Source organism: Acidibrevibacterium fodinaquatile (assembly GCF_003352165.1).
GTDB classification, from domain to species: domain Bacteria; phylum Pseudomonadota; class Alphaproteobacteria; order Acetobacterales; family Acetobacteraceae; genus Acidibrevibacterium; species Acidibrevibacterium fodinaquatile.
Window position 1 is genome coordinate 872,620 of sequence record NZ_CP029176.1, and the last position, 23,055, is coordinate 895,674.

Below are 23,055 nucleotides of genomic sequence, written 5' to 3' on the forward strand. Positions count from 1 at the left end.
AACAAAGAGCGGATGTCTGAAACGGGACACTAGCCGATCGCGCGCGGGCAAGACAAAGGCCGCCGCCCGAGAGAGGGCTATTGCCCTGATCCGGTGTCTTCGGCCGCGAGCGGCAACGCCGGGTGCTGTGGCCGATCGGCGACGTGTTGCGGCGCGGGCGCCGGCGGCACCCAGGGACGGATGCCACGCCATGCCCGCTCGCTCAAGACGCGCGCGCCGCTGGCCTCGAGCCAGACGGCGACCGCCCCTTCGCGCCAGACGGTGAAACGGTCGATATGCAAAGCGCCGCGGCACGCGTCTCTCAGCGGCACCGGCGAGACGACCAGCGCCACCCCCTCGCAGGCGGCGGGCACGGCCTTGTCCGCGCTGAGCCAAAGCGCTGCCGCCCGGCCCGGCGCCGGGCGAAGCCGACAGGCGCCGACATCGTCGCAGGCAACCGCCGCCGCCGGCGCCGCGCTCGCGGGAAGGAGTGGCCCGCGCGCCCAATATTCCGCCCAGGCATCGCGGGTGAAGCGCGACGCGCCGGGTTGCGCGAGAACGAAAACGCCGGCCTCGGTCCTGAGACCGATCAGCTTGGCATCGGGCGAGACCAAGAGATCGGGCGGCGGCGCGGCGAGCGGCGAGAGCAAGCCGAGCAGCAGGATCGGCGCGCCCCAGAGCCGCAAACGGCTCCGCCATAAGCCGAGCCAGGCCATGCCGAGCGCGATCAGGAGCAGCCCGAAGCCCGGGATATGCGCGACCGGGATGGTTGCCGCCGGCAGGGCGGCAATCGTGCGCGCGATCGCGAGAATGAGGCTGATCCCCCAGCCCATCGGCACCAGCGCCAACGCCGCGAGCCCGAGCGGCATGAGCGCGAGCGCGACCAACCCGCACGGCATCACCCAGAACGCGGTGATCGGCACCGCGATCAGATTGGCGAGCACGAAATAGAGCTGCACCCGGCCGAAATGCGCGGCCCCGAACGGCGCCGAGGCGGTGCCGGCAAGCAGGCTGGTGAGCGCCAACATCACGAGATGGCGCCGCCAACGCGCGGTGATGCGAAACAACGCCGGCCACAGCGCCTCATAGCCGGAAATGAGGGCGAGAACGGCGGAAAAACTCATCTGGAAGCTGACGCCGACGATCTCCTCCGGGGCGCCGAGCAGCACCGCGCCAGCGGCAAGCGCCAAGCCCCTGAGCGACAGCGCCCGCCGGCCGGCGAGGAGACCGAGCGTTACCAAACACGCCATCGCGAAGCTGCGGCGGATCGGCACATGCGCGCCGGTCAGCAGAAGATAGGCGCCGCCGGCGGCGAGCGCCGCCAGGGCGGCGATCTGGCGCGCCGGCCAGTAAAGCGCCGGCCATTCGAGGGCGGCGAGCAAAAGCCGGGCAAAGCCGAGCACGAGCCCCATGACGATGCCGATATGAAGCCCGGCGATGGCGAGGAGATGGGCAAGCCCGGCATCGCGGAAGGCGGCGCGGTCGGCCTCGGGGATGGCGGCGGAGAAGCCAGACAGCAGCGTCGCCGCGATCGCACCGCGGGAATCTGGCAAAACCGCCATCACCCGCGCGGCGATCGCGGCACGGATCGCCTCGATCGCGGCCTCGAATTTCGGCGCCGGCGCCGGTGCGAGACGCCGGATCGGCCCGAGCGCCGTGCCATAACCGCCAAGGCCATGGAAAAAATCGTCGCGCTGCAAATCCCACGCCCCCGGATAGGCGGGCTCGGGCGGCGGCATCAGGAGCGCGCGCAATGACACCGTCTCACCAATGGTGAACAAGGCGGCATCGTCATGGCGAAGACGAAGACGCAAACGCCGTGGCAAAACCGCGCCGTCATCGATCCGCGCCTCGGTGAGCAAAAGCCGGCTTCCTTCGGGCAACCCCTCGATCGCATCGACCCGCCCGCTCAAGCTCACGGCATGGCGCGGCAAAGCGAGCAGCGGCGGGGCGCGCCAGGTTGCGCATTGCGCCGCCGTGAACCCGAGCGCGACGACGAACGCGAGCCCCGGGACGAGGCGCGCGAGCGGATAGCGATAGAGAGCCCCGAACCCCGCCGCGCCGAGCGCCATCCAAGCGATGCCGAGCCAGAGCGGCGGCTCACTGTTGCGGGCAAAATAGGCGATGTCGCCAGCGCCGAGAAACACCGGCAGCCAGAGCGCGAAACGGCCGCGCTCGGCTTCGAGCAGGGTATAAAACGCGAGCGCGATGCGGGCCGCGGCCAGCTTGAGTTCGCCCCCGATCTCCGCCCGCCAAACCCGCTCCACCCGCGACCACCTCCCTCGTGGCTGGCCATGCACGCGGGACTGTACCGCACGCGGGGCGGAAAAGATAAGAGATCGTGCGCCCGCCCGCACCGACGCGCGGGAAGCGCGATGTCTCAGCCGGCGACGAGCCGCGCGAGCGTCGGCGCGGCGTCCGGCGCCGCCCAGTTGATCGCGCCTTCGAGCCGGCCCGCGATGCGCCCGGCGCGATCGATGATCAGCGTCGTTGGAATCCCCTCGACATGCAGCGCCTGCAACACTTCGCCGCCAGGGTCGAGCCAGACCGGGAGATTGTCGATGCCGTGGCTGGCATAGAAAGCGCGCACCGTGGCGGCGCCGCCGCGATCGGACGAGAGTGGCACAACCTCGATGCCATGCGCCTTGACCCGCGCCGCCAACTCGTCGAGCGCCGGCATCTCGGCGACACAGGGCGCGCACCACGTCGCCCAGAGATTGAGCACGACGCCCCGGCCGATGAATTCGGCAAGCTTATGCGCCCGCCCGTCACCATCATGCAAAATGAGCGTCGGCGCCGGCAGCGGCGGCACCACCAGCGTCATCGTGCGGATCGCGGCAAGGCTTTCCTCGGCCAGCGATTTGCCGATCAGCGCCGCCGTCGCTACCGTGCCGGCGAGCGCGAGCGCCATGCGGCGTGTCAGAACTGCCATGCGGGAATCCCTTTCGTGACCGACCAGCCTGAAACCATCACCTCCGGGGTTGCCAATCTCGGCCCGGATGTCAACCGCCCCACCCCCGATCAGCCGTCTGCCAATCAGCAATGGGGCGGACGCTTCGCCGCCGGGCCGGCGGCGATCATGCAGGAGATCAACGCCTCGATCGATTTCGACCGCGCCCTCTGGCGCCAAGATATAAGGGGCTCGCTCGCCCATGCCGCGATGCTGGCCAAGGTCGGGATCATCAGCGGCGAGGACGAAGCGGCGATCCGCGCCGGGCTCGCCGCGATTGCCGCCGAGATCGAGGCCGGCACGTTTCCCTTCGCCGCCGCGCTCGAAGACATTCACATGAATATCGAGGCGCGGCTTACCGAGCGGATCGGCGAGGCCGGCAAGCGTCTCCATACCGCGCGTTCGAGGAACGACCAGGTGGCGACCGATTTCCGCCTCTGGGTGCGCGATGCGATCGACGGGCTGGAGACGCAGATGGCCGATCTGATGCGCGCGCTGGCGACGCGCGCCGCCAAGCACGCCGCCGACCCGATGCCCGGCTTCACCCATCTCCAGACCGCGCAGCCGGTGACCTTCGGCCATCATCTGCTCGCTTATGTCGAGATGCTGGCGCGTGATCGCGGCCGGCTGGCCGATGCCAGGCGCCGGCTTAACGAATGCCCGCTCGGGGCGGCGGCGCTGGCCGGCACCTCGTTTCCGATCGACCGCGCCATGGTCGCAGCCGCCCTCGACTTCGACCGGCCGATGGCGAATTCGCTGGACGCGGTCTCGGACCGCGATTTCGCGCTCGAATTCCTCGCCGCCGCCGCGATCGCGGCGATGCATCTCTCGCGCCTCGCCGAGGAGATCATCATCTGGTGCAGCGCGCCGTATCGTTTTGTCACGCTTTCGGACGCCTTCACCACCGGCAGCTCGATCATGCCGCAAAAGCGCAATCCCGACGCCGCCGAATTGGTGCGCGCCAAGACCGGGCGCATCACCGGCGCGCTGGTGGGGCTGCTTACGGTGATGAAGGGCCTCCCGCTCGCTTATGCCAAGGACATGCAGGAAGACAAGGAGCCGGTGTTCGACGCCGCCCGGGCGCTCTCGCTCGCGCTCGCGGCGATGGCCGGGATGGTGCGCGATCTCCGCCCCGAGACGGCGCGCCTGCGCGAGGCCGCCGGCGCCGGCTTTGCGACCGCGACCGATCTCGCCGACTGGCTGGTCCGCGCCCTTCACCTCCCGTTCCGCGAGGCCCATCACATCACCGGGCGGCTGGTCGCGCGCGCCGAGGCCAAGGGCGTCGATCTCGCCGATTTGACGCTCGCGGAGATGCAAGCGGTCGAGCCACGCATCACCGCGGAAGTGTTTTCGGTGCTCAGCGTCGAGGCCTCGCTCGCCTCGCGGGTGAGCTTCGGCGGCACTGCGCCGGACAATGTCGCGCGCGCCGCGCAAGCGTGGCTGGAGCGGCTGGCATGACGGCGCGGCCGTGGCGGCGGGCGCTACTGCTCGGCCTCGCCTTGGCCTTGGGTCTCGCCGCCTGCGGCAAAAAAGGCGCGCCGCAAGCGCCGGGGCCGAAAGACCAGATCACCTACCCCCGCGTCTATCCGCCCTATTGAGAAAATGAGCCGCGCCATGCTGTCCGATGAACAACTGCGCAAGCTTCTGAGAAACGGCGAAGCGGATCACGTCGAGCGCACGCGCCAACTTGCGGACAAGGCCAAAATCGGCGAGGCGATTTGCGCTCTCGCCAATGATCTTTCCGATCGCCGCGAGATGGGTGTCATTTTCATTGGCGTGAACGACGACGGAAGCTGCGCCAATCAGGACATTTCCGAGAATATGCTGCAAACCCTGATGGGGTTTCGCACCGATGGCAACATTCTTCCCCCGCCCGTCATCGCCGTGCGGCGGCATATCCTCGATGGCTGTACGATGGCGATCGTTGAAGTGACACCTTCGGACAATCCGCCGCTCAAGTATAATGGTCGGGTTTGCGTGCGTATCGGTCCGCGGCGCGGCTATGCGACCGCGGAGGAAGAACGGCGACTGACCGAGAAGCGCCGCTGGGGGAATTTGCCGTTCGACCAGCAGCCGGTCCCTGGCGCCACCACGGCGGATCTCGATACGCTTCGCTTCCGTGAGGAATATCTGCCGTCCGCCGTGGCCCCCGATGTTCTGGCCGAAAATCAGCGGCCCTTGGCGCAGCAGCTGCGCGCGGCTGGATTTATTGGCCCCAATGACGTGCCGACGGCGGTTGGCCTCCTCGTCTGCGGCAAAAATCCGCGCGCGTTTTTTCCTGGCGCCTATGTTCAATTCGTTCGCTATCCGGGAACCGAGATCGGCGATCTCGTGCGCGACCAGAAGGAAATCAGCGGCCCGCTTTCTGAACTCTTTCGCCAACTCGATGAGATCATCGATCTCAACATCACCGCGCCGGCCGATTTGCGCGGCATGACGCAGGCAACACGACCATCCTATCCGGCGCTTGCCTTGCGCGAACTCATTCGCAACGCCGTCATTCATCGCAATTATGAAAATTCTAGCGCGCCGGTGACGATGACATGGTACGATGACCGGGTGGAAATCCTCAGTCCCGGCGGGCCCTATGGCGAAGTAACGAAGGAAAATTTTGGACAGCCGAATTTGACCAGCGCTCGCAACCCGGCGCTTGCCGCCGCCGCGAAAGAGATGGGGTTTGTCCAGCGCTTCGGCTCCGGCATTCCGCGCGCACGAAAAGCGCTCACGGATAACGGCAATCCGCCGCCGGAATTCAACATCGAAGCCAGCTTCGTGCATGTGACGGTGCGAGCACGGCCATGAAAATCATAGGTTTTTTCAATAACAAGGGCGGGGTCGGCAAGACATCTCTAGTCTATCACGTCGCCTGGATGCTTTCCTTGATGAACCACCGGGTGATCGCCGTTGATCTCGATCCGCAAGCGAATCTCACCAGTATGTTTCTCTCCGAGGAGAGATTGGAAGAGATTTGGGATAAACCGGATCATGAAATCACGATTTACGACGTAATTTCCCCACAATTTCGAGGAACGGGAGACATACGACCGCCTCACGTTCAGATGGTATTCGATCCTATTGATCCAATTTCCGAGTCAATCGGATTATTGATTGGAGATCTCAAGCTTTCTCTTATTGAAGATACGTTATCGGACGCATGGCCTCGTTGTCAGAATCGTGAGGAGAGAGCCTTTCGTGTTATGAGTGCTTTCGCGCGTACCATTGCGGCAGCCGGCCACGCACATCATGCGGAAATCGCCGTTGTGGACGTCGGCCCCAATCTCGGCGCCCTCAATCGCGCTGCATTGTTGGCTTGTGATTATGTCGTCGTGCCGCTCGGCGCTGATCTCTTTTCCCTTCAAGGTTTACGCAACATGGGGCCGACCATGCGCGACTGGCGCAATACATGGGGCGAGGCGCAAACAAAAAATCCTGATAAAAATCTGGTTCTGCCTGAAGGCCGAATGCTGCCCATCGGCTATGTCGTGATGCGTTTCTCGACCACCGAGAGCCGTCCAGCGCGGGCCTACGCGAAATGGATCACTCGTATGCCCAAGCAATACAGAGAATTTATTCTTGACGAGAAAGACGCTCCCGAGAGCGACCCCGAGAGTGACCCTAATCGCCTTGCCACCCTCAAGGATTATCGCTCTCTCATGCCGATGGCGCAGGAAGCGCGCAAACCGATGTTCCGTCTCCGCCCCGCCGATGGCGCCTTCGGCGGGCATCAGCAAGCCGTGACAGGGTGCTACGACGATTTTCAGTCGCTCACCCGGAAAATCCTGGAAAGATCTGGGGGAGACGAGGGTTAAGGCCATGGCTGCCGACAACGATTTCTCCGGACCCGACCCCACGCCCGCCGACCTCATCGCCGCGCGGCCGCCATTTTCTTACCATGCGATGGATGGGTTGCTGCTCGAAGGGGTGGCGCTCAATGCGATCGCCGATAGCCTCGGAACGCCGACCTGGGTCTATGCCGCCGGCGTGATGCGGGCGCGCTATCGGGCCCTGGCGGCGGCGCTCGCGGGGCTCGCGGCCATTCATTACGCGGTCAAGGCCAATGACCATCTCGCCGTGCTGCGCCTGTTCGCGTCGCTTGGCGCCGGCGCCGATGTCGTCAGCGGCGGCGAATTGGCGCGCGCACGCCGCGCCGGTATCGCGCCCGGGCGGATCATTTTTTCCGGCGTCGGCAAGACCGCGGCCGAACTCCGCTGCGCGCTCGCCGCAGGCATCGGGCAGATCAACGTCGAAAGCGCCGAGGAACTCGCGATGCTCTCGGCGATCGCCAGCGACATGGGGCGGGAGGCACCGGTTGTACTCCGCGTCAATCCCGATATCGACGCGAAAACCCATCCCAAAATCACCACCGGGCTCCGCGGCAATAAATTCGGCATCCCGTTCGACGCCGTCCCGGCGCTTTATGCCGAGGCGGCGCGGCTTCCCGGTCTTCGTCCGCTCGGCCTTGCGGTTCATATCGGCAGCCAGATCACCGAGGCCGGCCCCTATCGCGCCGCGCTCACGCGCCTCGCCGGGCTGGTGCGCGATCTTCGCGCCACCGGCTTGCCTGTCACCCGGCTTGATTGCGGCGGTGGTCTCGGCATCGCCTATCGCGATGAGGCCGCGCTCGCGCCCGCGGTTCTCGCTGGAGTCTTGCGCGCGACCCTCGGCGGGCTCGATCTCGATCTCGTGATCGAGCCCGGGCGCTGGCTGGTCGGGCCGGCCGGTGTCTTGCTCGCCAGCGTGGTCCTGGTCAAGAACGCGGCGCCGCGCCCCTTCGTGGTGTTGGATGCGGCGATGAATGATCTGCTGCGCCCGGCGCTCTATGAGGCCTGGCATGGCATCGTGCCGCTTGCGGCAAAAGACGCGAAAGCGCCGCCGATCGCGGTCGATATCGTCGGCCCGGTCTGCGAGAGCGGCGATAGTTTCGCGACTGATCGCCCGCTCCCCCCCCTTGTTCCGGGATCGCGCGTCGCCATTCTGGAGGCAGGAGCCTATGGAGCGGTGATGAGTTCCACCTATAACGCGCGCCCGCTCGCCGCCGCGGCGATGATCGACGGCGCGCAGTGGGCGGTGATCCGGCCGCGCCAGCGCGAGGACGACCTCTGGCGGGGCGAAAGCGTGCCGCCTTTCATCGAGGCGTCGGGGTGACGGCGCCGCGCCGCAAGCCAGCTGCGCCCGCGATTCCCGGGCTGCGCCGGGCCAGGGCCCGCGCGCGCGTCGTGATTGTCCTCGAACAACTCGGGCCGGCGCTGTGGCCGGCATTCGGCGTGCTCGGGCTCGCGCTGGTCGCGGCCCTTCTCGATCTTCCGGCGCATGTGCCGCCGATGCTGCATGCGGCGCTGCTCGCGGCGCTGGCCCTCGGGCTTGGGTTTCTGCTCTGGCGTGGTGGCCGCGGTCTCGTCTGGCCCGATCGTGAGGCGTTGGAGCGGCGGCTGGAGCGCGCCTCCGGCCTCGCCCATCGCCCGCTCGCCGCCCTCGCCGATCAGCCCGCGCCACTCGGCGCGGCGAGCGAGGCGCTGTGGCGCGCCCATCGCGACGCCGTGCGCGCGCGGATCGGGCGGCCTCGGAGCGGCTGGCCGCATCCTGGGCTCGCGCGGCACGACCGCTTTGCGCTGCGCGCCGCCCTTCTCGTCGCCCTTGCCGCCGCTTTGGTCATCGCCGGGCCAGAGGCGCCTTCGCGACTTCGCCGCGCCGTGACCCCGGATCTCGTCTTCGCCGCGGGGCGGCCGGCGCCGCTTCTCGAGGCCTGGATCACGCCGCCGGCCTATACCGGCCTGCCGCCGCTTTTTCTGCATCCGCCGGGTAGCGCCGTGAGCGTGCCCGCGGGTTCGCGCCTCTCGGTCACGTTGAGTGGCCGCAAAGCGGTGCCGCGGCTCCTGATCGGCGGCCAGAGCGTTGCTTTCACGGCGCTCGACGCCGATAGTTTTCAGATCGAGGCGGCGCTCCCAGAGAGCGGGCGGGTTGCGGTGCGCCAAGGCTGGACGGAGCGTGGCGCGTGGACGGTGACGCTGATTCCGCCAACGCCCCCCGATGTCGCCTTCACCGCCGCGCCGGGGCCTGTCCTGGCCAGTGCGCGTTCTTCCGGGCCGGCGCACCCCGAACTGCGCGTGCCGTGGCAGGCGCATGACCAATACGGCATCAAGACGCTCGACCTCCGTCTTTCGCTCACCGCGCGGGCGGAGGCGCCAGCATCCGACATCGCCCTACCGCTTCCTGGCGCCGACCCGAAATCCGCCCACGCGACCGCCATCCTCGATCTCACCGCGCATCCTTGGGCGGGCTTGCCGGTCACGGCGCGGCTGGTCGCGCGCAATGAGGCCGGGCTCGAAGCCCAGAGCGAACCCGCCTCCGTCACCCTTCCGGAGCGCCATTTCAACAATCCCATCGCGCAGACGCTCATCGCCGCGCGAAAATTTCTTAGCCTCGATCCCGACGCGCGGCTCGGCGCCATCGCACTCCTCGAACATTCGGCGCAGCGCACGGCGCTGTTTGGCGCCGACTATGGCGGCTGGGTCAATTATCGCGCGATCGAGGCGCTGTTGCGCCTGAATCCGGCGCCGGGCGCGGTCGCGGAGGCGCAGATGCGGATGTGGCAGCTCGCGTTGCATTTCGAGGAGGGCCACGCCGGCGAGACCGAGCGGGCGCTGGAGGCCGCGCGTCAGAAACTGCACGATGCGCTTGAGCGTCGCGCCGCCGGTGAGAAGGTCAGCCCCGAGGAGATCAACCGCCTGATGCAGCGGTTTCAGGAGGCGCTCGCCGACCATCTCCAGGCGCTTGCCGAGGAGGCCAAAAACGCCCCGCCCGTCACCGCGCCGGCACAGCGGATCGATGGCGACAAACTCCGGCAAATGGCCGAGCAAATGCGCAAAGACGCCGAGGCCGGCCGGATGGACGCGGCGCGCGCCGAGATGCAGGCGATCGAGCACCGGCTGGCGGCGCTTCGCAACGCCCGCGCCCATCCCCGCGATGCCGCCCGTGAGGCGGCCCGTGAGGCCGCCCGCAAACAGCAGCGCGCGGAACAGGACGCGCTCCGCGATCTCATCCGCCGACAAGGCGCGCTGCTCGATCGTGCCCAGGCGCGCGCCGAGGCGGAGGATGACAATGCCGGCGGGCCGCTTCGCCAACCCGGTGGGCTGCCGCTCGGCCTGATGCCCGTCCCGCGCGCGCCGACGCCCTCCAACCCCGCGCGCGCCAGCGCCGAGCAGCAGGCCGATCAACATGGCGAGGCGGCGCTCCGCCAGGCGCTAGAGGCCCTTCGCCGCAAGCTTGGCCAGAATGGCGGTGCGCCTGCCGCCGACGCGGCTGGGCTGCATCAGCAAAACGCCGCCGCCAATTTCAATGAAGCCGATATGGCGATGCGCCAAGCCGGCACCGAACTCGGCCAAGGCGAGGACGCGGCGGCGGCGGCGGCCGAGCAGCAAGCGTTGAGTGCGCTCGCCAAGGGCGGCCAGGCGCTGGCGCGCGCCGAGGCGGAAACGCGCGACGATAGCGGCCAAAGCGCCGATGAGGAGGGCGAAGGCGAAAACCAGCTCGGCCAAAGCGGCGGCGAGGCCCAGGGCGGCGACGACGGCAGCGATCCCAACGGCACCGGCCATTCCCGCAGGCTGCGCCACGACCCGCTCGGCCGCGCCATCGAGCAAGGGAGCGCCGGCGCCGATGAAGCGAACGATGTCGCGGTGCCGGACACCATGGAACAGGCGCGGAGCCGCAGCATCGAGGACGAACTCCGCCGTCGTGGCGGCGAACGCGAACGCCCGGCGGAAGAGCTGCGCTATATCGACCGCCTGCTGCAGCCGTTTTGACCGGCGCCCGTCATTTCATCGTCACGCATGCCGGCCGCGAACCGATCACGCCCCGGCCAATGTGTGCCCCCTCAAGCCTATGGCCCAGACCCTGTCCCGGCGTTGCGGCTGGCTTGACTTTTCCCTGATCCTGGGCCAACTCCGGCGCGAGAGAGGTATCGCATGGCCAAGTCCAACGTCGTTCAGATCAAGCTCGTCTCTACCGCCGAGACCGGGTATTTCTATGTCACGAAGAAAAATGCCCGCAATCAGACCGGCAAGCTCGAGCTGAAAAAATATGATCCGGTCGTGCGCAAGCACGTTCCGTTCCGCGAAGCGAAAATCAAGTAGGCGGCGGCGCCGTTTTGGCGCCGTTGTCCCGTCTGTTTTCGTAAGCCTCACCGCCAGCCGTTCTGCTGGCGTTGTTCGCGGCGTTTTGCCGCGATCCGGGAACGGGCTTTTGCCCGCTCAAGCGCGCGCCGAAAGCGCGACCGCCGGCATGCGGCGCGCCGCCGCCAACGATCCATCGGGGCTGTAGCGGCTGTTTTTAGCCGCCAGCGCTTGCGGCGCGGCGCGCGCCACGACCCCGATCACGCGCTGCTGCACCCCGATCGCGCGCTCCAGCAGACGGCGGTTTTCCGCCACGAGCTCGCGCAGCCGCGCCGCCATCTCGACCACCGCCTCGCGCTGCGTCGAACTGATCGTTTTGCTGCGATCCTGCTTTGCCTGCGCCGAGATGAAAGCCTCGATGGCGCGCGCCTTGCTGTCGGTGAGCGAGGCGGCGTGGCGGAGATCAAAGCTGCGCAGGGCGTCGTTCTCTTGCGCGATGATCTCGACCAGCGAGACGGTGGCGTCGATCAGATCTGGGTTCATGGGCTCTTCTCCATTCTGGATGACGAGGATCGGGATGACGCGGGTGGCGGCGCATCTAGGGCCGCGTGGGTCGCGGCCTCCTGCATGCGCAGCATTTCGGCGAAGACCGGCCGGGCGAGGCCAAGCCCGCCGGCGGCGCTGATTTGCTTGCCGATGGCATCGATCAGCATCGGTTTCCAGCTCTCTTCCGCGCTGCCGCCGCCGAAGGCGGAATGGCTGAGATCGACGGTATCGAACATCGGGGCGAGAAAGCGGCCGAGCGCCATCGCCTCGAAATCATGCGCCGCCGTCCACGCCTTGTTGATCACCTCGGGCGAAAGCCCCGCCGCTTCGGGGGGTATCGCGCTCACCGGCGGCAGGAGGGCGCCGGCCATCAGTGCACCTCGAGGTCGGCTTGCAGGGCGCCGGCCGATTTGATCGCCTCGAGAATGGTGATCATGTCGCGCGGGCCGATGCCGAGGGAATTGAGCGCCGAAACCACCTCCTGCAGCGTCGTCCCTGATTGCAGGATACCGAGCTTGCGGTTTCTCTGGTCGTCCACCTGGATGTTGGTGCGCGGCACGACGACGGTCTGGCCACCGGAGAAGGCGCCGGGCTGGCTCACCTGTGGCGTTTCGGTGATGCGGATGGTGAGGTTGCCCTGGGCGATGGCGACGGTGCTGATGCGCACATCGGCGCCCATGACGATGGTGCCGGTCGCCTCGTCCACCACCACGGTGGCTGGCTGATCGGGTTCGACATGCAGATTCTCGATCCGCGCCAGTGTCGAAACGACGTCGCGGCCATGGAGATCGACGGCGATGGTGCGCGGGTCGGTGACGGAGGCGAGCTGGCTGCCGAGCGCCTTGTTGACCACACTCGCCATCCGCTCGGCGGTGGTGAGATCGGGGTTGCGCAGACCGAGATGCAGAATCTGCAGGCTCGCGAGCGAGAACGGCACCTCACGCTCGACCATCGCGCCGTTGGGGATGCGTCCGGTGGTCGGCACCCCGCGTGTCACTGTCTGCGCTGAGCCTTTCGCCGAGATCGCACCGGTCGAAATCGCCCCCTGGGCGACGGCATAGACCTCGCCATCGGCGCCGAGCAGCGGGGTTACCATCAACGTCCCGCCCATCAGGTCGGTTGCGTCACCGAGCGAGGAGACGGTGACGTCGATGCGGTTGCCATTGCGCGCAAAAGCCGGGAGTTCGGCGGTCACCATCACCGCGGCGATGTTCTTGGTGGAAAGATTCTGGGCCTGGTCCATGGTGTTGACGCCGAGCCGCTCCAACATGCCGATCAGCGATTGGCGGGTGAAGATCGCGCTCATCAGCCGGTCACCGGTGCCGTTCAGCCCGACGACGAGGCCATAGCCGACGAGCTGGTTCTGGCGCACGCCCTCGACATCGGCGATGTCCTTGATGCGGATCTGCGCCATCGCCGGGGCGAGCGCCGGGCCGAACAAAACGCCGAAGGCAAACAGGCAACAGACGAAAGGGCGCAACACGACCGGTCCCCGAAAGTAGCGAGACGTCAAGAATTCCCTGCCATTCTTTTCTCCGCTAGACGTATACCGGGCGGCAACGCTGGCCGGAGACGGGATGGCGGACGGGATATCGCAAGTCCCGTGCCAGGGCGGGGGGTGGACAAATCCGCCCGCCGCCGGGGCTTGGGCGGTCGAACCCGCCGGCAGGATTTGCCGGGCGGCAGAGTTGTCCGGGAAAAAGGAGCCGCGACGATGATCGGCATTATTGGTCCCTTCGGCCCCGGCGGGGTACGCGAGACGGCGCCGCGCAAGGCTTCGAGCAAGCTTCGCTTCGCGGTCTCGAGTGACGCCGCCGCGGAAACCGCGGCCCCGGCGGCCAGTGCCGCGATCGGCGGCCTCGAGGCGATTTTGCTGTTGCAGGAGGCGGGCGATGAGGGCGCCGCCGACCAAAAGGCGCGCCGCCACGGCCGCGACCTCCTCGAAGAACTCGCGGCCTTGCAGCGCGCCTTGCTTGCGCCCCCTGGCGAGAACGGCGGCGAAAAGACCGCGGTGCTCGCCCGCCTTGCCGCTTTGGCGGAGATGAACCCAGGAGAGGCGCGCGATCCCGCGCTTCGCGCCGCCGTCGCGGCGGTGGTTCTGCGCGCCAGGGTGGAATTGGCGCGCCATGCTCGCAGCGCCCGCGTGTTGCCCGACAGGGATCGTCGGGCGCCGTGATTGTCGTTTTATGTCAATTCGTTGAAGAAACGCGTCGGATGCCGGCGGCGGCCACGCTTTCCCCTTGGCGCGCCCATCCGACGCGGCTATAAGCCGTTTGCCTCGCCAAGGGCAGGCCGGCATTCTTTTCCGGCCTGGAGAAGAAACGAGAGCAGGACGGCGAAGATGATGGTGACGTTGCCACCCGATTACCGCCCGTCGGAGGATGAACCGTTCATGAATCCTCTGCAGGTGGAGTATTTCCGCCAAAAATTGATCCGTTGGCGCGCTGATTTATTACGCGAAGCCGATGGTACTTTGGTCAGCTTGTCGCAGGGCGGGATTCACGAACCCGATATTACGGATCGCGCCAGCGTCGAGACCGATCGGGCGCTTGAGCTTCGCACCCGTGACCGGGCCCGCAAGCTCATCGCCAAGATCGACCAGGCCCTCGCCCGCATCGATAGTGGCACCTATGGCTATTGCGAGGAAACCGACGAGCCGATCGGGCTGAAACGCCTCGAAGCACGACCGATCGCGACCCTTTCGATCGAAGCTCAGGAACGCCACGAACGGATGGAGCGCGTCTATCGCGACGATTAAGCGGGTCATCGTCTCGGCGGATGATTTCGGCCTTTCGGAGGCCGTCAACGAGGCCGTCGAGGCGGCGCACCGCGATGGCATTCTGACCAGCGCCAGTCTGATGGTGGCGGCGCCGGCGGCAGCGGATGCGGTGCGGCGGGCGCGGCGCCTTCCCGATCTCGCGGTTGGCCTGCATCTGGTGCTCGTCGATGGGCCGGCGGTGCTGCCGCGCGCCGCCATTCCCGATCTTCTCGATGCCACTGGCCGGTTTGGCGCAGACCAGGCGCGGCGGGGCTTCGCTTATAGTTTCCGCCCCGTTCTCTACCGTCAGCTCGCTGACGAGATCGCGGCGCAATTCGCCGCTTTTGCTGCGACCGGGCTCGCGCTCGATCATGCGAACGCGCATAAGCACATGCATCTTCATCCCGGCGTCGCCCGAATGATGATCGAGATCGGAGGCCGCTTCGGCCTCCGTGCGCTGCGCGTCCCGGCCGAGCCGCCCGCCGTGCTCGCCGCCGCCGGCACGCCGCTTGGGATCGGCGGTCACGCGCTTTATGCCTGGAGCCGGGTTCTGCGCCGAATGGCGCGCCGCGCCGGGCTCATGGTCAATGACCATGCTTTCGGTATCGCGTGGAGCGGTCACATGACCGCATCGCGTCTCCAGCGGCTGGCGCCGCATCTGCCTGAGGGCCTAAGCGAGATATATTTCCATCCGGCGGCGTGGCGTGATCCCGCGCTGGTTGCTCTGATGCCAGAGTATGAGCATGAGGCGGAATTTCAGGCGCTTCGGGATCCCGAACTCGCCGCCGCCCTGCCCGTGCGCACGACCTATAGCGCTGCGGCGCGGGATCTCTAAAAGACTTTCTTTCCGTTGTCTCAGAGCGGGCAGTGCCGCAGGCACTGCCCCACGGACAAACGTTTTTTGGTTCTTTTTTTCAAAAAAGAACACCTTTTTTTTCTGATCAAATCGGCAGCGAAATCCGTGCCCGCAGCCCGCCTTGGGGGCTGGTATCGAGGGAGATATCGCCGCCATGGGCGCGGGCGATGTCGCGGGCGATGGTGAGGCCGAGGCCGGTGCCACCGGCGGCGCCGCTTTCGAACGGGCGGAAGACGCTCTCACGCCGCTCGGGTGGGATGCCGGGGCCATCGTCATCGACGGCGATGGCGGCGATGCGGCTGCTCGGGGTGCTCAGGGTGACGGTGACGTGGCGGGCGTGGCGGCGGGCATTGTCGATCAGGTTGGTGATCGCGCGGCGCATGGCGTCGGGCCGCAGTGGCAGCGTCAAGGTCGGCGGCGTGATCAGCGTGATCGCAGCGCCGGCGCGGCGGGTGCTCGCGGCAATGTCCTCGAGCATCGCCGCGAGATCGGTCGGCTGCGCCTGCTCGGTGCCCTCGCCGCGGGCGAAGGCGAGATAGCCGCCGATCATGCGATCCATTTCCTCGACATCGGTGGTCATTTCGGCGATGTCCTGGCCGAGGGCGGCGCCGGCCGGCAGCATGGCGAGCGCGAGGCGGAGCCGGGTCAGCGGCGTGCGCAGATCATGCGAGACGCCGGCGAGCATTTCGGTGCGCTGGGCGAGAAAGCGGCGGATGCGCTCCTGCATGCGGTTGAAGGCCGCCGCCGCCTGGCGCACCTCGGCGGCGCCCTCGGGCTTGATCGGCCCGACATCGCGCCCCATGCCGAAGGCCTCGGCGGCGCGCGCGAGGCGGCGGATGGCGCGGACCTGATTGCGCATGAACAGGGCTGCGATGGAAAACAGCAGAATCGCCGAGCCCACCAGCCAGAGCACGAAAAGATAGATGGTGCTGGTGTAAAGCCGCTTGCGCGGGGCCTCGACCTCGAGCACGCCATCCCAGAACTGCACCTCGACCAGCACCGATTGCGGATCGGACGTCCAGTCCATGCGGAAGGGGAGGCCGATTTTCTCGCGCAAGGCTTCGGCGAGATCGTCATCCATCGGCCCCGGGATGTTACGGCTCTTGTTGGTGGTGAGCCGGGCGCCTGGGTGGATGCGCATGGCGAATTCGAATTCCGCGCGCGCTTCGTCCAGAATCCATTGCCGCTCGGCGGGGTCGGGGGTGCGGCGGAGGAGATCGAGGGTGAAGCCGATCTCGCCGGCTACCGCGCCGGCGAAGCGGCGGGAGATCAGCTCGAGGTGGTTGCCGTAAAAAATCTGCAGCGCCACCACCTGAACGAGCACGAGCGGCAACAGGATGATGAGAAGGCTGCGCCCGAGCAGCGAACGGGGCAGGACGCGCTTGAGGAAACGGCCGGGAAACCGGGTCGCGAAACGCATGTCACGGCCCGGGTTTCAGCACATAGCCACGGCCGCGCACGGTATGGAGAAAGCGCGGCTCACGCGGGTCGGCCTCGATCTTGCGCCGCAGCCGTGTCACCTGGACGTCGATCGCGCGTTCGCTGGTATCGTCCATGGCGAGGGCGGCGGCGATTTCTTCCCGTGACAGGACGGCGCCGGGACGTTGGGCGAGGGCGGTGAGGAGGGCGAGTTCGCCGCCAGTGAGGCGCCGGATCCCGTCGGGGCCGCGCAATTCGCCGCGTTCGGGATCGAAAACGGCGCTGCCGAGGGGCACCGGCCCCGGTGGCGGCGCGGGCGCCGCGGCGCGGCGGAGGATCGCGCGAATCCTGAGCACCAATTCGTCGGGGGCGAAGGGCTTGGGCAGATAATCATCGGCGCCGGCCTCGAAGCCGGCGATACGGTCCTCCGGCGCGCCGCGGGCGGTGAGGAGAAGCACGGGCGTTGTGAGACCCTCCTTCCGCAAGCGGGTGATCAACGCGATCCCCGACTCGCCCGACATCATGACATCGAGCACGATCAGATCGGGCTGCATGAAGCGTAAGCGGTCGCGCGCTTCGGCGGCGGTTTCGGCAACGGTGACACGAAAGCCGCGCTCGCTCAAGAATCGTGACAGGAGAGCGCGCAGCCGAACATCGTCATCGACGATCAGGATGTGATTATCCTCGCTCACCCCAGCTCGCCTCCGCTCAAGGCTTGCCCGCGCCCGCATCCTCGCGCGCCGCTTCCGCCCGCGCGCTGCGCCCGGAAACCGCTTTGCCGCGCGTGATATAGTTCCGCGCCGTCTCGTTCATGATGCCGCGCAGCACCCGCCGGAAGCCCTCGACCGCAGCGCTGCCGGCTTCACGATAGGCGGCGACCAGGCGCTCGCGCTGGCGTTCAAACAGGCTGCGCTCGAGGGCACTGCCCTGCTCGGTGAGGAACAAAAGTCGCTGGCGGCGGTCACTATGGCCGGCTTCCTGGCGCACATAGCCACCGGCGATCAGCGGCGTCAGCACGCGGGCCAGACTTTGTTTGGTGATTTGCAGGATCGCCAGCAGATCGCCGACGCTGATCCCGGGATTGCGGCCGATGAAAAGCAGGGCGCGGTGATGGGCGCGGCCGAGATTGAGTTCGGCGAGGATCGCATCCGCCGCGGCGGTGATGTCGCGATAGGCGAAGAACAGCATCTCCTGCGTCACCCGGATCTGCTCCTCGCGCAGGAACAAGAGATCGGCACCAGCGCCCGGCCGCGGATCCGAGGGCGAGGGGGCGGCCGGCTTGGCCTCGGCGAATGTGCTCAACGGATCTGGCATGAGCGGCGTTCCTGTGATGACGGCGGGCGGCGCGGCCCGACCTCCAGGCGCTGACCACCCAGGCGGCACTATGGCATTTTCCACCGATGAAGGCGAACCCTGGCCGGGCGGCACGGCTTTCGCGCCCCGCGCGCCATTGCTATACCCTGATTTCTGGCAGAGTGTGGCGGCGAGTGCCCGCCTTGCTGTCGCGGCGTTTGAGGGATGGGGACAATGAATTTCAAGGCTGACCGGGCGACACTCCTCAAGGCGCTCGCCCATGTCCAGAGCGTGGTCGAAAAGCGCAATACGCTGCCTATTCTCGCCAATGTCCTGATCGTTGCGCGCGAGGGTAGGCTTTCGCTGACCGCGACCGACATGGAGATCGCGGTGGTTCAGGAGGTTGCGGCGACGGTATTGCAGGACGGCGCCGCGACCGCGCCGGCGGCGACGCTTTACGAAATCGTCCGCAAGCTCCCCGACGGGCTCGAGGTCGAAATCAGCCATCCTGGCGGCGAGACCGCGCTGCAGCTCCGCGCCGGGCGTTTCGCGACCAGCCTCAATGCCCTCCCCGTCGAGGATTTCCCGGCGATGACGGCGGGCAGTCTCGCGCATCGTTTCGCGCTGCCGGCCGGGGTCTTGCGGGCGATGATCGATCGCTCGCGTTTTGCGATCAGCACCGAGGAAACCCGCTATTATCTCAACGGCATCTATCTGCACGCGACCGAGAGCGAGGGCGCGCCGGTGTTGCGCGCGGTGGCGACCGACGGCCATCGCCTCGCCCGCGTCGAGGAGCCGCTGCCGGCGGGGGCCGAGGGGATGCCGGGCGTCATCGTGCCGCGTAAGACCGTCGCCGAACTCCGCAAGCTGATCGAGGAGACCAGCGATCAGGTGACGGTAGCCCTTTCCGATACCCGCATTCAATTCACCCTCGGCCCGGTGATGCTGACCAGCAAGCTGATCGATGGCACCTTTCCCGAATATGATCGCGTCATCCCGCGCGGCAACGACAAGGTGCTGCGCGTCGTGAAAAAGGATTTCGCCGAGGCGGTTGCGCGCGTGGCGGCGATCTCGCTCGAGCGGACGCGGCCGGTCAAGCTCTCGCTCGCGCGCGATCTGCTGGTGCTGTCTGCCGCCAATCCCGAGCACGGCACGGCGACCGAGGAACTCGATGGCACCCGCGTCCATTACGATAACGGGCCGCTCGAAATCGGCTTTCAGGCGCGTTACATCACCGACATCACCGACCAGATCGAGGGCGAGGTGGAATTTCTCCTCGCCGATGGCGGCGCGCCGACGATCGTCCGCGATGCCAGTGACGCGAGCGCGCTTTACGTGCTGATGCCGATGCGGGTTTGATATCGCGGGGCCTGAAAAGGGCTGGATGTTGCGCCTCAGCGGCGTCGGTCTGCGGCTGACCCGCCTCACGCTCAGTGATTTCCGCAATTATCCCCATCTCGCCTGGCATCCGGGGGGGGCGGCGGGGGCCCGCATCGCGGCGATTTTCGGCCCCAATGGCGGCGGCAAGACCAATCTTCTGGAAGCGATTTCGCTGCTCGGCGCGGGGCGTGGTTTGCGCCGGGCGCGCCGCGCCGATCTCGCCCGCCGCGAGGGCGCGGGCGGCTTCGCGGTCGCGGGGCGCTTTGTCGGGAGCGAGGGCGAGTTTTCTGTCGCAACCGGCGTTCCGGCGCCCGCAACCCCGGCCGCCGAGCCACGGCGGATTTTTCGCCTCGATGGCGCGGCGCTACAAAGCCAGGGCGACATCGCCGCCCGTGTCGCCCTGGCCTGGCTCACCCCGCCGATGGAGCGCCTGTTTCAGGAGACGGCGGGCGGGCGGCGGCGCTTTCTCGATCGGCTGGTCGCCGCCCTCGAAGCGGCGCATGGCGGTGAACTCGCCGCCCATGAACGAGCGCTCGCGGCGCGTATGCGCCTCCTGCGCACGCACGGCGCCGATCCCGCCTGGCTCGCCGCGATCGAGGACGCGATCGCCCGCCACGCGGTTGCCGTCAGCGCGGCACGTGGCGCCGTCCTGCGGCGGCTCAATCAGGCCTTGGCGACCGTGACCCCGGACGGCTTTCCGCCGGCGCGCGCCGATCTTTTGTGCCCGATCGCTGCGCGGCTCGCGCAAGCGCCGGCGCTCGCGGTCGAAGAGTGGCTGCGCGCGCGGCTGCGCGAGGGGCGCAGCGCCGATCGGGCGAGCGGGCAGAATGGGGTTGGCGCCCATCGCGCCGATTTCACCCTGCACGACGCCGCCCGCAACCTGCCGGCAGCGCAAGCCAGCACCGGCGAGCAGAAGGCGTTGCTGATCGGCGTCATCCTCGGCCACGCCGCCCTGGTCGCGCGGGTGCGCGGCTTCGCGCCTATCCTGTTGCTTGACGAGCCGATGGTGCATCTCGATGCCCGGCGCCGCGCGGCACTGGTCGCGGCGTTGGCGGCACTTCCGGCGCAAATTATTCTGACCGGGACCGATCGCGAGCCGTTCTTGCCGCTCGCGGACGCTGCGACCGGCTGGCATTGCGGCGGCGGCGGGCTGATCGCCGATCCCGGCTTCCTGCCCGCTGCCGACGCCAGGGGTGCTGCCGCGCCACTGCCGCTCTGAGGCCGCCCGCCGCCGCCCTTTTTCAACCGCCTCTGGGTTTTACACGCCCGCCGGTCTATAAAGACGGCCCTATCATCCGATTTTTCTGGAGAATTTTGCCGGCATGACCAAACCCGCCGCGTCCCTGCCTGAAGCCGAGCTTTATGACGCTTCCTCGATTTCGGTGCTCCGGGGGCTGGAGGCCGTGCGCAAGCGCCCGGGCATGTATATCGGCGATACCGATGATGGCTCGGGCCTGCATCACACCGCCTCCGAAATCATCGACAACGCCATGGACGAGGCCCAAGCCGGCTTTGCCCATGCGGTGCGGGTGACGCTGAACGGTGACGGCAGCCTTACCGTCCGCGATGACGGCCGCGGCATCCCGATCGACATCCATCCCGAGGAAGGCATCTCGGCGGCCGAGGTGGTGCTGACGCGGCTCCATGCCGGCGGCAAGTTCAACCAGAACTCCTATAAGGTCTCAGGCGGGCTGCATGGCGTCGGCGCCGCCGTTGTCAATGCGCTTTCGGAATGGATGGAGGTCCGCATTTGGCGTGACGGGCGCGAATATTTCATCCGCTTTCGCCGTGGCGAGGCGGAGGCGCCGCTTGCGGAAGTTGGCCCGTCGGATGCGCCGACCGGGACCGAGGTCACCTATAAGCCGGACCCCGAGGTCTTCACCAAGACCGAGTTCGATTATGCGGTGCTTGAGCGGCGTCTGCGCGAACTCGCCTTTCTCAATTCCGGGATCGCGATCGAATTGCACGACGAGCGCCATTCGCCGCCGCAAACCACGCGCTTTCATTACGAGGGCGGCCTCAATGCTTTCGTCACCTGGCTCGATCGCGCCAAGGCTCCGGTCTTCACCCCGCCGATCAGCCATCACGCGAATGACGGCGCGCATGGCATCAAGGTCGAATTCGCGCTCTCCTGGAACGATAGTTTCCATGAGACCATGCTCTGTTTCACGAACAACATCCCCCAGCGCGATGGTGGCACCCATCTCGCCGGATTTCGGGCGGCACTCACCCGGGTCGTCACCAAATACGCCGAATCCATGGGCAAGAAAGACAATCTCGCGCTGGTCGGCGAGGATATGCGCGAAGGGTTGACGGCGGTGCTTTCGGTCAAGGTGCCGGACCCGAAATTCTCCTCCCAGACCAAGGACAAGCTGGTCAGCTCCGAAGTCCAGCCGGTGGTGCAAGCGGTGACGGCGGAGGCGATCGCGCATTGGTTCGAGACGCATCCGAAAGAAGCGCGCGGCATCATCCAGAAGGTGATGGATGCGGCGGCGGCGCGCGAGGCGGCGCGCAAGGCACGCGATCTGACCCGGCGCAAGGGCGTGCTCGACGTCTCGACGCTGCCCGGGAAGCTCGCCGATTGCCAGGAGCGCGATCCCGCGAAAGCGGAGATCTTCATCGTCGAGGGCGATAGCGCCGGCGGCTCGGCCAAGCAGGGGCGCGATCGCAAATATCAGGCGATTCTGCCGCTCAAAGGCAAAATCCTCAATGTCGAGCGCGCGCGTTTCGATCGCATGCTGTCCTCGGCGGAAGTGGGGACGCTGATCACAGCACTCGGCACCGGCATCGGGCGCAGCGATCCCGAGCAGGGCGGCTTCGATATCAACCGGCTGCGGTATCATCGCATCATCATCATGACCGACGCCGATGTCGACGGTTCGCATATCCGCACGCTTTTGCTCACGTTTTTCTTCCGCCAGATGCCGGAGCTGATTGCGCGCGGCCATCTCTATATCGCCCAGCCGCCGCTCTATCGCGCGAAACGCGGCAATGACGAGCGCTATTTGAAGGATGACGCGGCCCTCGAACAGTTTCTCGTCGGCAAGGCGCTCGCCGAAGCGCGACTGACTTATGCCGACGGCCGGGTGTTCAGGGATGCGGAACTGGCGGAGGAAACGGCGTTTCTTCGCGAGGCGAGTCACCGATTGGCCCGCCTCGCTGAGGCGACGGCGCCGGTTGCGTTCCTTGAACAAGCGGCGATCGCCGGCGTCCTTTCCCCGGAAGCCGTCCATGACGCGGCGCGGGCGCAGGATTTTGCCGCCCGTCTCGATGCGGTCTCGCTTGCGAACGAGCGCGGCTGGGTGGTCGCGCCCGATGGCGACGGTCTGGTGTTTGGTCGCACCGTGCGCGGTGTCACCGAACGCTATCGCCTCGATGCGACGGCGCTCAAAAGCGCCGAGGCGCGTTGGCTCGCCGCGCGCGCTGCGCGTCTTTTCGGCGGTTTCGCGGCGCCGGCGCGGCTCGATCTCGAAAAGGAAGGCGGCACAGTCTTTGGCCCCCACAGCGCCTTCGAGCGTATTTTGGCGGAGGGGCGGCGCGGGCTTTCGATCCAGCGTTTCAAAGGGCTCGGCGAGATGAATCCCGAGCAATTGTGGAAAACCACCCTCGATCCCGCGACGCGGACGCTGTTGCAGGTGCGGATCAGCAGCGATGAGGAAGCGGCCGAGGTGTTCAGCACGCTGATGGGCGATGTCGTCGAGCCGCGACGCGATTTCATCGTCGGCAATGCGCTGAGGGTCGCCAATCTCGACGTCTAGAGTGGGGC

Annotated in this window: 21 protein-coding genes; 13 read left to right on the forward strand and 8 right to left on the reverse strand. The window is 67.2% G+C overall.

Going from position 1 to position 23,055, the window contains the following annotated elements; genetic code table 11:
- Positions 1 to 77 precede the first annotated feature (77 nt).
- Positions 78 to 2,246: a ComEC/Rec2 family competence protein gene (locus DEF76_RS04230; protein ID WP_114911261.1), complete on the reverse strand. Its 2,169-nt coding sequence runs from the start codon at positions 2,244 to 2,246 to the stop codon at positions 78 to 80.
- A gap of 113 nt (positions 2,247 to 2,359) precedes the next feature.
- Complete coding sequence (locus DEF76_RS04235; RefSeq protein ID WP_114911262.1) at positions 2,360 to 2,911, reverse strand: TlpA disulfide reductase family protein; 552 nt, start codon at positions 2,909 to 2,911, stop codon at positions 2,360 to 2,362.
- Positions 2,912 to 2,947: 36 nt separating this feature from the next.
- On the opposite strand from DEF76_RS04235, the gene argH reads away from it, so the two are divergent.
- From argH to rpmG, 7 genes are all read left to right on the forward strand, one after another.
- Entirely contained in the window at positions 2,948 to 4,387 is a 1,440-nt protein-coding gene (gene argH / locus DEF76_RS04240) for an argininosuccinate lyase (protein WP_114913650.1), read from the forward strand.
- On the forward strand, positions 4,384 to 4,527 hold the full coding sequence (locus DEF76_RS19650) for a hypothetical protein (protein ID WP_205216103.1): 144 nt from the start codon (positions 4,384 to 4,386) through the stop codon (positions 4,525 to 4,527). Before argH ends, DEF76_RS19650 begins: the two co-directional genes overlap by 4 nt.
- Before the next feature lie 16 nt (positions 4,528 to 4,543).
- The gene (locus tag DEF76_RS04245; RefSeq protein WP_205216104.1) at positions 4,544 to 5,731 is read left to right on the forward strand and encodes an ATP-binding protein; all 1,188 of its coding nucleotides are present in this window, start codon (positions 4,544 to 4,546) and stop codon (positions 5,729 to 5,731) included.
- Positions 5,728 to 6,738, forward strand: coding sequence for a ParA family protein (locus tag DEF76_RS04250; protein WP_114911263.1), 1,011 nt, complete (start codon positions 5,728 to 5,730; stop codon positions 6,736 to 6,738). Before DEF76_RS04245 ends, DEF76_RS04250 begins: the two co-directional genes overlap by 4 nt.
- 4 nt (positions 6,739 to 6,742) lie before the next feature.
- Complete coding sequence (lysA, locus tag DEF76_RS04255) at positions 6,743 to 8,074, forward strand: diaminopimelate decarboxylase (RefSeq protein WP_114911264.1); 1,332 nt, start codon at positions 6,743 to 6,745, stop codon at positions 8,072 to 8,074.
- On the forward strand, positions 8,071 to 10,728 hold the full coding sequence (locus DEF76_RS04260) for a DUF4175 domain-containing protein (RefSeq protein WP_162800475.1): 2,658 nt from the start codon (positions 8,071 to 8,073) through the stop codon (positions 10,726 to 10,728). Before lysA ends, DEF76_RS04260 begins: the two co-directional genes overlap by 4 nt.
- A gap of 162 nt (positions 10,729 to 10,890) precedes the next feature.
- Complete coding sequence (gene rpmG / locus DEF76_RS04265; protein ID WP_114911266.1) at positions 10,891 to 11,058, forward strand: 50S ribosomal protein L33; 168 nt, start codon at positions 10,891 to 10,893, stop codon at positions 11,056 to 11,058.
- 117 nt (positions 11,059 to 11,175) lie between these two features.
- Here rpmG and DEF76_RS04270 read toward each other — a convergent pair whose 3' ends face one another.
- From DEF76_RS04270 to DEF76_RS04280, 3 genes are read right to left on the reverse strand one after another with little or no spacing between them, the layout of a single operon-like run.
- Positions 11,176 to 11,580 (reverse strand): hypothetical protein, encoded by a 405-nt coding sequence (locus DEF76_RS04270; RefSeq protein ID WP_114911267.1) that lies wholly within the window; start codon positions 11,578 to 11,580, stop codon positions 11,176 to 11,178.
- Positions 11,577 to 11,954: a rod-binding protein gene (locus DEF76_RS04275; RefSeq protein ID WP_114911268.1), complete on the reverse strand. Its 378-nt coding sequence runs from the start codon at positions 11,952 to 11,954 to the stop codon at positions 11,577 to 11,579. Before DEF76_RS04275 ends, DEF76_RS04270 begins: the two co-directional genes overlap by 4 nt.
- The gene (locus DEF76_RS04280; RefSeq protein ID WP_114913652.1) at positions 11,954 to 12,997 is read right to left on the reverse strand and encodes a flagellar basal body P-ring protein FlgI; all 1,044 of its coding nucleotides are present in this window, start codon (positions 12,995 to 12,997) and stop codon (positions 11,954 to 11,956) included. The genes DEF76_RS04275 and DEF76_RS04280 overlap by 1 nt, the downstream gene beginning before the upstream one ends.
- 300 nt (positions 12,998 to 13,297) lie before the next feature.
- Between DEF76_RS04280 and DEF76_RS04285 the strand changes: the two genes are divergently transcribed.
- From DEF76_RS04285 to hpnK, 3 genes are all read left to right on the forward strand, one after another.
- On the forward strand, positions 13,298 to 13,759 hold the full coding sequence (locus tag DEF76_RS04285; RefSeq protein WP_114911269.1) for a flagellar assembly protein FliX: 462 nt from the start codon (positions 13,298 to 13,300) through the stop codon (positions 13,757 to 13,759).
- Positions 13,760 to 13,927: 168 nt separating this feature from the next.
- Positions 13,928 to 14,341, forward strand: a complete 414-nt coding sequence (gene dksA, locus DEF76_RS04290) for an RNA polymerase-binding protein DksA (protein ID WP_205216172.1) — start codon at positions 13,928 to 13,930, stop codon at positions 14,339 to 14,341.
- Positions 14,337 to 15,176 (forward strand): hopanoid biosynthesis-associated protein HpnK, encoded by an 840-nt coding sequence (gene hpnK / locus DEF76_RS04295; protein ID WP_114911271.1) that lies wholly within the window; start codon positions 14,337 to 14,339, stop codon positions 15,174 to 15,176. The genes dksA and hpnK overlap by 5 nt, the downstream gene beginning before the upstream one ends.
- Positions 15,177 to 15,282: 106 nt before the next feature.
- On the opposite strand, the gene DEF76_RS04300 is transcribed toward hpnK, so the two are convergent.
- Genes DEF76_RS04300 through DEF76_RS04310 form a run of 3 tightly spaced genes read right to left on the reverse strand, consistent with a single transcriptional unit; the run spans position 15,283 to position 17,930 of the window.
- Complete coding sequence (locus tag DEF76_RS04300; RefSeq protein ID WP_114911272.1) at positions 15,283 to 16,617, reverse strand: ATP-binding protein; 1,335 nt, start codon at positions 16,615 to 16,617, stop codon at positions 15,283 to 15,285.
- Between the two features lies 1 nt (position 16,618).
- On the reverse strand, positions 16,619 to 17,347 hold the full coding sequence (locus tag DEF76_RS04305) for a response regulator (protein ID WP_114911273.1): 729 nt from the start codon (positions 17,345 to 17,347) through the stop codon (positions 16,619 to 16,621).
- Positions 17,325 to 17,930: a MarR family winged helix-turn-helix transcriptional regulator gene (locus tag DEF76_RS04310; protein ID WP_114911274.1), complete on the reverse strand. Its 606-nt coding sequence runs from the start codon at positions 17,928 to 17,930 to the stop codon at positions 17,325 to 17,327. Before DEF76_RS04310 ends, DEF76_RS04305 begins: the two co-directional genes overlap by 23 nt.
- A 213-nt stretch (positions 17,931 to 18,143) precedes the next feature.
- Between DEF76_RS04310 and dnaN the strand changes: the two genes are divergently transcribed.
- The 3 genes from dnaN to gyrB all read left to right on the forward strand — a co-directional run bounded on the left by dnaN (position 18,144) and on the right by gyrB (position 23,047).
- Positions 18,144 to 19,268 (forward strand): DNA polymerase III subunit beta, encoded by a 1,125-nt coding sequence (gene dnaN, locus DEF76_RS04315; protein ID WP_114911275.1) that lies wholly within the window; start codon positions 18,144 to 18,146, stop codon positions 19,266 to 19,268.
- 25 nt (positions 19,269 to 19,293) lie between these two features.
- The gene (gene recF, locus DEF76_RS04320) at positions 19,294 to 20,508 is read left to right on the forward strand and encodes a DNA replication/repair protein RecF (protein ID WP_114911276.1); all 1,215 of its coding nucleotides are present in this window, start codon (positions 19,294 to 19,296) and stop codon (positions 20,506 to 20,508) included.
- Positions 20,509 to 20,611: 103 nt separating this feature from the next.
- Positions 20,612 to 23,047: a DNA topoisomerase (ATP-hydrolyzing) subunit B gene (gene gyrB / locus DEF76_RS04325; protein ID WP_114911277.1), complete on the forward strand. Its 2,436-nt coding sequence runs from the start codon at positions 20,612 to 20,614 to the stop codon at positions 23,045 to 23,047.
- Positions 23,048 to 23,055 lie beyond the last annotated feature (8 nt).

Bases quoted from the DNA above. Each gene is read 5' to 3' on its own strand.
- DEF76_RS04310 (WP_114911274.1), bottom strand. From the start codon at position 17,930: ATGCCAGATCCGTTGAGCACATTCGCCGAGGCCAAGCCGGCCGCCCCC.
- DEF76_RS04275 (WP_114911268.1), bottom strand. From the start codon at position 11,954: ATGGCCGGCGCCCTCCTGCCGCCGGTGAGCGCGATACCCCCCGAAGCG.
- DEF76_RS04250 (WP_114911263.1), top strand. From the start codon at position 5,728: ATGAAAATCATAGGTTTTTTCAATAACAAGGGCGGGGTCGGCAAGACA.
- DEF76_RS19650 (WP_205216103.1), top strand. From the start codon at position 4,384: ATGACGGCGCGGCCGTGGCGGCGGGCGCTACTGCTCGGCCTCGCCTTG.
- DEF76_RS04235 (WP_114911262.1), bottom strand. From the start codon at position 2,911: ATGGCAGTTCTGACACGCCGCATGGCGCTCGCGCTCGCCGGCACGGTA.
- gyrB (WP_114911277.1), top strand. From the start codon at position 20,612: ATGACCAAACCCGCCGCGTCCCTGCCTGAAGCCGAGCTTTATGACGCT.
- DEF76_RS04280 (WP_114913652.1), bottom strand. From the start codon at position 12,997: ATGGCGCAGATCCGCATCAAGGACATCGCCGATGTCGAGGGCGTGCGC.
- DEF76_RS04245 (WP_205216104.1), top strand. From the start codon at position 4,544: ATGCTGTCCGATGAACAACTGCGCAAGCTTCTGAGAAACGGCGAAGCG.
- DEF76_RS04270 (WP_114911267.1), bottom strand. From the start codon at position 11,580: ATGAACCCAGATCTGATCGACGCCACCGTCTCGCTGGTCGAGATCATC.
- DEF76_RS04300 (WP_114911272.1), bottom strand. From the start codon at position 16,617: ATGCGTTTCGCGACCCGGTTTCCCGGCCGTTTCCTCAAGCGCGTCCTG.
- DEF76_RS04305 (WP_114911273.1), bottom strand. From the start codon at position 17,347: ATGCGGGCGCGGGCAAGCCTTGAGCGGAGGCGAGCTGGGGTGAGCGAG.
- dnaN (WP_114911275.1), top strand. From the start codon at position 18,144: ATGAATTTCAAGGCTGACCGGGCGACACTCCTCAAGGCGCTCGCCCAT.
- lysA (WP_114911264.1), top strand. From the start codon at position 6,743: ATGGCTGCCGACAACGATTTCTCCGGACCCGACCCCACGCCCGCCGAC.
- dksA (WP_205216172.1), top strand. From the start codon at position 13,928: ATGGTGACGTTGCCACCCGATTACCGCCCGTCGGAGGATGAACCGTTC.
- recF (WP_114911276.1), top strand. From the start codon at position 19,294: ATGTTGCGCCTCAGCGGCGTCGGTCTGCGGCTGACCCGCCTCACGCTC.
- DEF76_RS04285 (WP_114911269.1), top strand. From the start codon at position 13,298: ATGATCGGCATTATTGGTCCCTTCGGCCCCGGCGGGGTACGCGAGACG.
- rpmG (WP_114911266.1), top strand. From the start codon at position 10,891: ATGGCCAAGTCCAACGTCGTTCAGATCAAGCTCGTCTCTACCGCCGAG.